We start from the raw sequence: 11,281 nt of genomic DNA on the forward strand, positions 1-11,281 counted from the left end.
AGTTCTGCAATCTGAAGCATGCGGTATTTCGGACTTTTATGTTTTGAAAATACCTGTTTTTAATGAATTATGAGTTAGAATAATTCTAAAATATAATATTTATAAAATTTAATCTGAATTTATCCCCCTGTTTTCTTACATTTATTCTATGAATTTCGAGAGAACAGGGCTGGTTCTGTCAGGAGGCGGCACCAGAGGAATTGCCCATGCAGGAGTATTAAAATTCTTGAACGAAAAAAATATAGATATAGATGTGCTGTCATGCTGCAGCGCCGGGTCTATTGTAGGATGCCTGTATGCAGTAGGAAAAACGCCGGACGAAATTCTGGACTTCTTCAATTCTGTTTATTTTTTCAACTGGAAACATTTTACTTTCAATCAGCCGGGTTTGGTTTCCTCCGTTATTTTCAGGAATTATCTTAAACCTATTTTTCACGATATGAAATTGGGAGATCTGAAGAAAGAAGTGAAAATTGTAGCAACAGAGCTTGTTTCCGGAACCCAGAAAATATTTGATGAAAACTTCGAAGTGGTGGACGCCATTATTGCTTCATGCTCTATTCCGGGAGTGACAACACCCTACATCATTGGAGAGGAAATGTACTGTGACGGTGGTGTCCTGAACAATTTTCCGGCAGATATTATCAGGGAAGAATGCGATCGTTTAATCGGTATTTTTGTTTCTCCTCCTCACGATATTGATATTAAAGATTTAAAATCCATTAAAGCCATTGTTTCACGCTCCTATGATCTTCTCTCTTACCGGATAGAGAAAGGGAAGTTCGATTATTGTGACTGGTTTATCTCATCTCAGAAACTGTCCAATTATGGGACTTTTGAACGCAGGAAAGACCGGTTGGAAGAAATTTTCAATCTAGGATATCAGGCTGCGGAAGAGAGTTATGAGACGAGCCGTTTCAGGAGTCTGTTGAGGCAGTCTGGGACGTGATTCGGGGTGCGGGATACGAGGTTAGAGTGTCTGAGTGTTTTAGGGTAAATGAGGTTGGGAGAGGTTGTTGGTTGCTGGTTTTCGTAGTTGTATTGTAGGTTGTAGAGCTGATGATTCAGTCTCATATCTGATGGCTGAAAATATCAATTTTACGATAGAAAATTCACGATTCATTTGCGAAGCAAAATTCACCATTCACCCTATTTTAAAGTTAATAGTCTGTTGCCTGAAATCTGAAATCTTATCCCACACCTCCAATTCCAGCTACTTCTTTCCTCTTAAGATATTAATATAACCTATGCTAAACAACAAACAACCAACCGTAATACAACTGTAAATCCAGAACCTTCTTGAAAAGTTTTCCTGCTCAAAAAGAGTCCAGGCAGATTTTCCAAAGAAATAAGCTGCTCCCAGGATAAGAAGAGGAATTAAAACATAAAAGCTCCCGGATACCAAACCATTCTGAACTTTTTCAAGGCTTAAACTGAGAGCGTATTCAGTAATTCCAGCCAAAATAATTAACCCGAGGAAAATAGCAATCAATGCGCCGATAGCTGTCATCACCTTCAGATCGGTAACCAATCTGGTCTGGTGATTTCCTTCATGAACCACTATTTTTACAGTTTCATGGAGCTTGGGGGTATCATCTGAATTGCCAAAACCTGTATCTACTGTAGTGATCTGCTTTTGTCCATTATGGTCCTGATACTGAACGATTGGATAAGCAAGTGTTCCTTTCCTGGGCGCCTTGCTTCTCTGGATTTTGAAATCTATAATCTGTGCTTCCCAGGCATTGGCAGAGAAACGGTCTGTAACAGCCGATCCGATAAATAATATCATGATCGTGGTAAAAAATACCAGCTTATAAAAGATAAAGCCTACGACTGCAATAATAATGATTTTGGGTACGCTTTTGATTTGTTTCTGCTTTCTCCACCATTGATAGGAAAGAAATAAGATAACCAAAACAGTGGCTACCGCTAAGAAAATAGAATGATATTCCGGAATATTGACTCCAAACATATTTTATAATTACTTCCGGATGATTACAAAGTCATTACTGCCTTCCGGAAGGTATAATAATATGCGATAATCAGCAGCTCCGGTCTTTTGTCCTTTTCGAATTAATGCGCCCCAGCCTTTGATGTCTAACGGAGATTTATTGTTAAATTCCATAGTATGACTCTTTTTTTCCAATGTAACCAATTGACCTCCCGCATAGAGTTTCATTTCATAATCTTCCAGTGGAATCATCATATTGGTACAGTATTTTTCAACATTGGTCTTATTCTCATTAACTGAGCTGGCACTTTGTTCAGGGGTGCTGTAGTAAAAAACAGCTGTTTCTGCGGCTCTTTTTTTCGTTAAGTCTGCCCAGGTGTTTCCATTGCCTTTATTCAATATTTCTCTGACATTCTGATGGAAGCTGACTACTTTCTTTTCCAGTTCTTTTTGATCCATTTTGGATAAATTCTGGCCTTTGCTCCAACCTTCCAGCTCATAAGGAAGATCTTTAATTTCAACTTCCCATTCCTGCTCAAAATAGGGTACAGGTGAATCGGGAGCTTTGAGTGATAACTGGCTGTAAGTCTTCGGATTCAAAATATCTCCTGTTTCCCTGTCTCTTACAAAGCTTCCAAAACTGAACTGACATGATTTGATGTCTTCCGGACTTACCGTTGTATCTCCCCGTCTGAATACCGGAAAGATCTGTATTTTAATTTTATACTTTCCGTTCTTCAGCGCATAGCCGTTCACGTCTACAGATGAATTAAGCGGCGTATTTTCTTCTGATATTTTTATGTCGTTGAAATAGATGGCAACCGGTATTGTTGCTGTAGCATTGATGGTATATGTAATTTGTTTATCTTTTATTGTCTGCTGTATCATTTCTTCACCTATTTTATCTGTTTCTTTTTCTTTATTTTTCGAGCCATTACAATTTATATTCATTAGGAAAACAACGAATAGAAATATTAAGTTTTTCATTTTAATCAAGTTTAAATTCATACGAAAATCCATCATGCAAAAGATACTTTTTTTCAGAAGGATCAGCGTCATTATCTTCTGTATTATTATTTAAATTATCACTGTCCGTTTTTACACTTGCCTTTATAGTTGCATACAATCCCTGGTATTTGCATTCCAATGTTTTGGTTTCGGCATTTTTAGCAATATTCAGCACGGCATAAGCGCTTCCCTGGAATTCAGCTTCCAAAGAATAGACGTTCCCAAATTTCGCGGTTAAGCTTCCACCGCATTCCACTCCAAATTTTATTTCTACAGATGGGCTTATATCATTCTCTTTAAAGCCGTCTACAGTATGATATTTGGTTGCAGTAGCTTCTATTTTAAATGCTCCGGAAACGAAAAGATCCAGATAATAATCTATATCAAGCTGAATTTTATATTCATCTCCGCCGCCAAAGAAATCAACAATTTTATTCCAGAAATCATCAGAAGAACCTACGGTATCTGCTACTGCTGTAATTCCTTTTATCGCCTGTCCTACATAAGGAATTTTGGTGGCTACAAAAAGAAGATCCAGACTGCCTTTTATTTCTATGAGTGGATCTGCTTTAAATTTTACTTCATATAGAGTACCTATTTCACCTCCTTCTTTTTCACTTTCAACATAGCTCCATTTAACAGCTCCGGCAAAAGCAGGCTGACTTATCTCTACTTTGAACGGAATCTTGCTTACTTTCTTGTTTTTACTGCCAAGATACGCATTCCGCTGTTTATTTCTTTTTTTTACCTGATCCGGGCGTTTGTTTTTGTTTTCAGCGATAGCTTCATCTGCTTCTTTATTAAAGGTTAGCAGACTTATGGTGTTAATCACCCACATCGCACTGTCGATAATATTAAAAACAGGATGTTCGCCGGAAAATGTAATGGCTTCCTGTTTAACGTCATCATATCCCCATTCCAGAGCTACTTCAAACTGGTTATAGCTCAGGCGTCCCTCACTTACTTCCTGTTTTTTGTTTTTATAGTTTTCATCCCGTGCATCACTTTGTGCTTTTCGGATTTTCTTATTGTTTTTTTTATTAAAGAAACCTCCTTTGCCTAAATATTTTCTTTGAGTGTAAGACTTAGTCTGCCCTGTGAAAAATGGGTTTTCGGCAGCAAGTTTAAAGCCTACCTCATAATATATCGCAGGATATACTTCTACATTCAGAGGTTTGGTGATGGCACAGGAACCCAGCTGAATAGGATATTCCAGTTTTTTGATATTTTCCAGGCTCATCATGTCCAGAGCTTCCGAATGGGAAGGTTTGGGATAAGCAACGGAAAAACTGATATCATTTCTTCCGATGGTCAGACCTTTGTACCGGCTCGGATCTTTTACGGTGACTGCCTTTTTCTCGTGCCAGAGTTCGGGTTTATCTTCGAACATACAGTCATCTGTTTTCAGGTCAGTAATGGTAACCTTAACAGGTTTTTCCTTTTCATTGGAAACAACTCTGTAATGGATCTCATTTTTATACTTGTCTTTGATACGCTGGAACAAAGTTGATTTCTTATTGTTATATTCACCGGTGACTTCGGTGTACTGGCAAGGGTGAAAGAAAGCGATATCTGTTTCCACCTGGCTCAGAACCACCACCTGATTTGAATTGGAGTCATTTACCTTTACTTCCTCCACTGCATCTTTATCAATCTTTAAAATACAGTCCTGAAGAATTTTTTTCCCGCCGGGGATTCGTCCGTGATATACCGCAGGATAGATTTCCAGATAATCTCCACCCATTGTCTGCCATAAAGGATCGATAAATACAGCAAATTTGGACTTTTGTACGTTGAGCTTTCCTTTGGCCTTCTCATCATATTTATTACCGTCATCTTCCACGAGATATCCTGTTTTTGCGGAAGAGGGAACTGTTTTTTCTTCGTGTACAGATACGGGTCTTTCGAAAAATTCGCCCTGTTTTGAGATGTCTTCGTTGGTTCTTTCCTCTGCATTATTATTAAGATATTCTGCAGCGAACAGCTTGTCATCTGCATCAGTGATGCCCAGCGTTATAAGCCTGATCACTTTGTCTTTATCTTTAAGCTGAACCTTAATATTGTTGCCGTATAATGCATCAGTATAGATATTCAGATAAACAGAAGACCCGAATTTTAGAGGTTTTGTAATTTGGGTATTATTCGCATCCGTCCATTGGGCTGTAATGACGTTGGGCTGCAGGCCTTTTGCATTGATAAGAATCCCGTGCGGGTATTTTCCCTGTGGTTTTGTCCCGGCCCAGAAAGGTTCAAGATAAACAGCTCCGCCTCCTTCCAGAAATTCTTCGAAGGTAAAGTTAAAGCTGGATGTACCCATGTCCATAGCCTCGTTGAAACTTTCTGCCGTAAGTTCCGGCCGTCTGTCTCCCACAAGCTGATGCACCCAGCGGACAGATTTATAATCATCTTTTATGGCGGTGAGATCCGTTTCATATTGTTTATTGATATCTTCAACGGTTTTGTTGTAGGCATTACCGATTTCCGCGTATTTGTTTTTCCGGGCGGCCATACCTTCTTCCCGCTTTCTGACATTGGCGTCATAAGTTTCTTCTTTTACTTTACCGGCATTGTAATCGTCACGGTTTTTTACGATAAAATCATAGCTTTTCTGCGCCTCCTGTTCTACGGCGTTACTTTTTTTGTTGTAATCATTCTTGGCTCTGTCCAGATCTTTTTTCTTTTTTTGATCCAGAACATCTTTCCGGTCTTTGAATTCTTTTATGTAGATGTTGAAGCTTTCTGCTTTCTTCAATTCCAGCCAGCCGATATCTTTATGAAATGCCTGCCCGGGTTTAGACTCAATATAGATGTGTAAAGGGGTATTGCTGTCCATAGGAATTTATTTATTGATAGGAATATATTTTTTTGCCCGTCCTTTGATGTCAACAAAAGGCAGCAGTTCAGCCAGAACTTCATCATCCGCATTTTTCACATTTTGTGCAGAGGCTTCAGCAGTCTGTCCATGATTAATGATGGTAATGCAGTCCGGGCTTCCGATAGGGCAGGTTGCTTTACTGTCTTCCAGCAGGGCCTTTCCATTATTATCCTGAAGTGTTATTTTGTCGTAGAAACCACTCCATTGCGTTACCACAACCTGGCAGGGATTATTATTCATTTTGGTACAGCTTCCGAAAGTATTTTTCTCGAAGGTTTTACCAATATCCATATGGGTAGCCATTAATTTTTTACCCCCTTGATTTTCGTTGATGTATCGTTTACTCTGTGTCTTTACTTTCAGTGTATCCGGTGTAGTACCGAAATTACATTTGCAGAGAGCACCCTGACAGACTAAATGTTTCTCGCTCATCTTCTTGTGTGTTTTTGATGTTTTTAAACTTATTCAGGCTTTTTCTGTTCATAAACCTGAAAATCAACCGTATATTCTTTCTCTTTTTCAAACGTGGAGAGAGAGCCTGTAATTGAAAAGATCTCTTTGGTCTCTTTGTTAAATTTATACAGGAGATCAACTTTTCCTTTGGATCTGTTTTTATTAAACGGATCTTCATCTTCAGTTCCTGTTATTTTTAAAGCGATCTTATTTCCTCTTGTATATTCTCTGTTCAATGTATATTCGGTCTCATATCCGGCTTCCCGGGACAGACTTGAAAAATAAATCTTCAAAGAATCTTTTCCGGAAAAAAATGGATAGCCTTGATAAACCGGTAAAAAGAATAATTTGTAAAAAATGTTACGGTTAAATAAATCTTTCTTTAAATCAATATCAGTATAAGCTTTATCCAGTTGTTCCAGGATGTTGTCTGTAGTTTCAGACTGATAGTATTCTTTCAGTTTTGGAAAGTATTCCTTCTCCCAGCGTTGGGTAATATCCTTATTATTCAGGATTTTTTGAATGGAACCCTTGCTGTGAAGAGAAAGCTGTAAAGGATATAAAACCTGTTCTGCTTTTTCAAACAGCTGTTCTATGATTTTATCAATTCCCTGATTGTTTACATAGGTTTTTTCTTTATTTAGCTCTATATAAGCGGCTGTTCTTTTTACTTTTATGATATAATGAATTTGCAGATTCTTCGGCAGAAATCTGATGATTACACCATATACCTTGTTGCTGGACACTGTTGGAATCTCCAGCACCGTATTTTTTAACAGCCTGCTGTCCCTGATCCCGAATTGGTCTGTGGGGATGTAAATATATTCTACATACTTAGGCAGCGAAATATTCAACAACTCTGAAATACTGCAATGCCTGTTATGAAAACTGACCAGTTCTTCTGCCGTCATACCATATTCAGCAGAAAGCAGTTCCAAATTCAGGATGCCTTCTGTCTTTACTTTTATGTATTCTTTTGTGGCAGAAAATTTCATGTTTATCAATGTTTCAAAAATTAATCAGTCTTTATACTTTTAGAAAGTACATCAATCCCAAACTTAGCCACTGCAAACCGATATAGATATAAAAAATCATAGCAGAAGGCTCGGCCAGTTCGTGAAGTTTTTCAATCAGTTTAGTTTTAATGATGTCGTAAAAATTGGCATTTCCATTTTTCAGATCCAATTCATCAAAGCTCAGCTTCTTTAAGGCATAGCTTAAAATCTTTTTCAAAATCTTATTCTCCGAGCTGTTTTTAAATTCATTCAGCAGTTTGATTTTCACCAATGCATAATCTGCGCTGGTTCTTACCACAGCCGGCTGTCCGCTTCTGAATTTGCTCATAATTTTATCAATAGCAGGCACTAAAAGTGTTTCCGAATGATCTTTTACGAGTCTGCTGATGATATTGGCCATAGCATATTTCGTAGCGAAAATACCAATCACAAAAGGAGCCGCAATCATCAGTAAAAAGAATAATGACGCTGAAACGGGTTTCACTGTAATAGCTGCAACTATAAAAAGATAAGCTCCGCTATGTCCCAAAGAACTTCCAAAGCTGTTGGATAGAATGTAAATTCCTAGGACAAGCACAATCACCGTTGAAAGAATTCCTATTCCATAAATCTTTAGTAAACTGAGGATAAATACACCGGACAGTTTTGAAAAGTATTTGATATGGTTGGTGATTGTATTCATTCTTATGCTTTAAAATCTTATTGGCCGTTCTTTTTTCTTTCCTCAAATGATGCTTCCATTACTTTTCTGCTGTCAAAATCAGATTTAGATTCGTATCCTATTTTAAGGTATTCCAGTTTCTTTGTTGCGGTATAGGTGAGTTCATAATACTGAAGTCTTCCGTCTTTACATTCAGCTCCCGGAGCACGGTAATCGCCCCCGAAAGTTTTTGTGGTTACTCCCGAATCATTTACCCCGTCTATATCATCATCCACATATCCGAACTGGCCGGAATAGGGAAGGTCTTTGCGGTAAGCATTGATCTCTTCAACTTTCATTCCTGCCTGAACCGGAAAGCCATTAAGATCGACAGCGCCCTGATAGACATTGAACGGATAGATATAATTTTTAGGAGCCAACTTTTCTTTTACTTCATTAATCATCTCCTCAGACATAGGAATACGGCCGTTGCGGTATTTCTTTTCGTCAAACTTTTCCCAGCTTCTGGCATGATTAAGCATTTGTTGCTCTGCTTCCGGACTGTTCAGATTAAGAAAAAAGATATACATCCAGGCCACAGTACCGTCTCCGTTCTCAAAATTGTCAACGGCAATGCCCAGTTTATCCCATACATAAGTTCCTTTGTCTTTCTCCATGTAAGCAATAAATTTTCGATCCGGCTGTCCTAATACTTTGATCCAATCTTCAATGGGAGTTCCCATCTCCAGTTCTTTGCCTTTATAGGATAATCCGCACGAGTCAATTTTTATACTGGCTTTAGAGATTTCTATAGTTTCTTTTTTCATTTTTTGACATTGTATTAAACTCATTATTAGTAGGGTAAGTAAGGCGGCTATCTTTTTCATTTGGTCATTTTTTGAAAATATTCCATAATTTCTTTTATTTTCTTAACGCTTTTGTCGCTTATTTCCTGTGCTTCATGTTCTGCATGCTCATATATCGTTGCATATTTTAATTTATCAATAGAATCTTTTGGCTGGCTATTGGTCCAGGTAATGAGATGTTTATCACTCCATCTTGCGTTAGGGGAAGAAGGATGCACAAAATATTTATTAGCTACATAATCAGCCAGAGCAGCTCCGCTCATTCCGCTTTTGTATTGTGTTCCTACATCCTGCACCGCTGATTTTGCCAGTTCCGCACTGATTTTATTAAGAGGATGGCTGTAACTGTCTTTTGCCAGCTGGGAGTGGGACGGGCAGTCTCCATAATTGGTATTCATGTGAGATTGGGCCTCCGGAATAATTTCATCAAAAGAGCCCAATACAATATTAAAAACAAGCTTTGGAAAAAAGGCCATAATCTGACCAGTATATCCCATACCTTTCTGAAGAGTTTCAGCCGTTTTTGAACCTAGTTTTTCAAAAAAATCTCTTGACATCCATTCCTGCTTATCGGTTTTCTGATATTCTTTTGCCAGAAAATCCTGAAAATTAAGAAACTGATTGAACCATGATAACCAGGTAGCATATTCTATTCCCAGATAATTGGAACTTTTTTGTGCCTTATCAGATTTTTGGGCTTTTGAAAGGTCTTCCAGCACAAAAATGATAAATTTTTCAGCTAATGATCTCTGGCCGGGAATTCGCCTTTTGTATTCTTTGATTTTAGGATCAAATAATAAATCCCCCATTTTAGGGCCCACACTAGCCATAGTATCATCGGTCAGGAAACGGCCGCTTACCACCGGAATCTGAGTAGGCTGCTTTCCTTTATAATAAGACACCCACGGATAAACATCAATTCCAAGCCTTCTCAAAGATATTTCTACAAAATTGGTGTGGGAGAAGTAGTCTTCCAGAACGTGCAAAGCAGCTCCCAAATGTCTCAGTCCCTGTGCAGATCCTCTTTTAGATACGGCGAGAACGAGCTGCTGCTTCATATATGTAACCGAAGAAGGACGGTCTCCCGGAAAATCTTTCCAGAAGAAATAAGACATATTTTTGGCAGGATCTATTTTCCATGATTGATGGTTATCTCCCGAATAAAGCTTTTTTGGAGTGTTTGTTCCTTCATACGTATAGGAAATAGCATTTCCCTTGTCATCTACGGCATCAGATTCATCTTTTAGCCCGTAAGGATTATCAATATGCTCTTCAGGACGATAAATGCCGAGAATATCTTTGGTAAGTTCGCCATATTCGGCGTTAAATTTTGTTTCCAGCGTTGCGTAGTCATCTGCCGGATTTTTTCCTCCTTCTTTCAGCGGATCAAAAGTAAATTCCTTAATCGCCAGAATTCTAATCAACTTTACCCAGCCTTCATGGGATAGTTGCATGGGAGTCAGTTCTTTGATGACTTTATTTTTCTGTGCTTTGATGGCTGCATTAGTTCCTCTAACGGTAATTTTTACAATCACCTGAGAGAAGTCTCTGAGCCAGTTTCCGTAATAGATTTTGCGAACGTCATTTTCAGAATAAATTCGGGATTGTGGATTGGCCAGAGCTTCAAATTCAATATCACCATGAGCAAAAGCTGCATTTTTATTATGTTTCCGGTTTCTTCCGGCACCGTAATTAGAAATATCGTCCGAAGGGTCTTCATCATACTGCCTGTCTTCTTTCACATATTCGGTTACTTTAGAATGCAGGGTAGAAAAGTCGATGATAAGGTCTCCTTTAAAATTCGGAAGTTCTGCTTTGGCAAAATTCAGCTGTGATTCGTTGAAGATATCAAATCTGAACAGATAATAGGCAAATTTAGCTCCTTCATCTATCACATCGGTATCGGGAGTTCCGGTGGAAGTTAATTCTGTACGGAGAAGGTTGTCTATGTGATGGCCATATTCTTCAACCAAAGCCACCATCAGCTCTGCTCTTTTATCGTTGTCTTTAGCCGCTTCTTCTACAAACTTTTCATTAACGATAATTTTCTTTCTCTTGTTGCTGTAGCCGGCAGGGCCGCCTCTTCTTCCCACCAGACCTTTGGAAACGATAATTTCCGGCGCCTCGATCTTTTTATCACTCAAATCTCTGTAAAGCCTGCTTAACGCTTCCGCTTCAATCTCATACCCGAAAATCTGGGTCATGAAAAGCATGAAAGTAATCTCGCCAAGTTCTTTGGCAAGACTCATCAGCTGGTCATGAGCATAGGTGCTTTCCAGTTTGTATTCACTTTCCTGAACATCCATAGGAGGGGGAATGAATTTTTCCGGATCTCCGTAAATCACGCCTCCTTCTTTTCCTATCTGGATAACCTTGCTTCCTGAATTTTCAATTTCATCTTTGGAGTATCTTTTATAATTTCCGCCGATAATTTTGGTGATATTTCCTTTAACAATCCTCGTTCTGCTCATA

9 protein-coding genes are annotated in these 11,281 nt (G+C 38.6%); 1 reads left to right on the plus strand and 8 read right to left on the minus strand.

Annotated features, from left to right (window positions below; translation table 11 throughout):
* Positions 1-148 precede the first annotated feature (148 nt).
* Entirely contained in the window at positions 149-949 is an 801-nt protein-coding gene (locus ACM46_RS10010) for a patatin-like phospholipase family protein (RefSeq protein ID WP_048506508.1), read from the plus strand.
* A 264-nt stretch (positions 950-1,213) separates the two neighbouring features.
* Here the strand turns inward: ACM46_RS10010 and ACM46_RS10015 are convergent, their stop codons facing one another.
* The 8 genes from ACM46_RS10015 to ACM46_RS10050 are packed head-to-tail and all read right to left on the minus strand — an operon-like array spanning position 1,214 to position 11,280.
* The gene (locus ACM46_RS10015; RefSeq protein ID WP_048506509.1) at positions 1,214-1,972 is read right to left on the minus strand and encodes a hypothetical protein; all 759 of its coding nucleotides are present in this window, start codon (positions 1,970-1,972) and stop codon (positions 1,214-1,216) included.
* Between the two features lie 9 nt (positions 1,973-1,981).
* On the minus strand, positions 1,982-2,938 hold the full coding sequence (locus ACM46_RS10020) for a hypothetical protein (protein ID WP_241485988.1): 957 nt from the start codon (positions 2,936-2,938) through the stop codon (positions 1,982-1,984).
* Between the two features lies 1 nt (position 2,939).
* The gene (locus ACM46_RS10025; protein ID WP_048506510.1) at positions 2,940-5,792 is read right to left on the minus strand and encodes a hypothetical protein; all 2,853 of its coding nucleotides are present in this window, start codon (positions 5,790-5,792) and stop codon (positions 2,940-2,942) included.
* A 6-nt stretch (positions 5,793-5,798) separates the two neighbouring features.
* Positions 5,799-6,266: a DUF4280 domain-containing protein gene (locus ACM46_RS10030; RefSeq protein ID WP_048506511.1), complete on the minus strand. Its 468-nt coding sequence runs from the start codon at positions 6,264-6,266 to the stop codon at positions 5,799-5,801.
* Between the two features lie 29 nt (positions 6,267-6,295).
* Positions 6,296-7,282, minus strand: a complete 987-nt coding sequence (locus ACM46_RS10035) for a hypothetical protein (protein ID WP_048506512.1) — start codon at positions 7,280-7,282, stop codon at positions 6,296-6,298.
* Between the two features lie 31 nt (positions 7,283-7,313).
* Positions 7,314-7,985 carry a hypothetical protein gene (locus tag ACM46_RS10040; RefSeq protein ID WP_048506513.1) on the minus strand — a complete coding sequence of 224 codons (672 nt, stop codon included), beginning with the start codon at positions 7,983-7,985 and terminating at the stop codon, positions 7,314-7,316.
* 17 nt (positions 7,986-8,002) lie between these two features.
* Positions 8,003-8,770, minus strand: a complete 768-nt coding sequence (locus ACM46_RS10045) for a DUF7738 domain-containing protein (RefSeq protein WP_048506514.1) — start codon at positions 8,768-8,770, stop codon at positions 8,003-8,005.
* A 56-nt stretch (positions 8,771-8,826) separates the two neighbouring features.
* Entirely contained in the window at positions 8,827-11,280 is a 2,454-nt protein-coding gene (locus tag ACM46_RS10050; RefSeq protein ID WP_048506515.1) for an HET-C-related protein, read from the minus strand.
* Between the last annotated feature and the right edge of the window lies 1 nt (position 11,281).

Origin of the sequence: Chryseobacterium angstadtii, from assembly GCF_001045465.1 — a bacterium.
GTDB lineage: Bacteria > Bacteroidota > Bacteroidia > Flavobacteriales > Weeksellaceae > Chryseobacterium > Chryseobacterium angstadtii.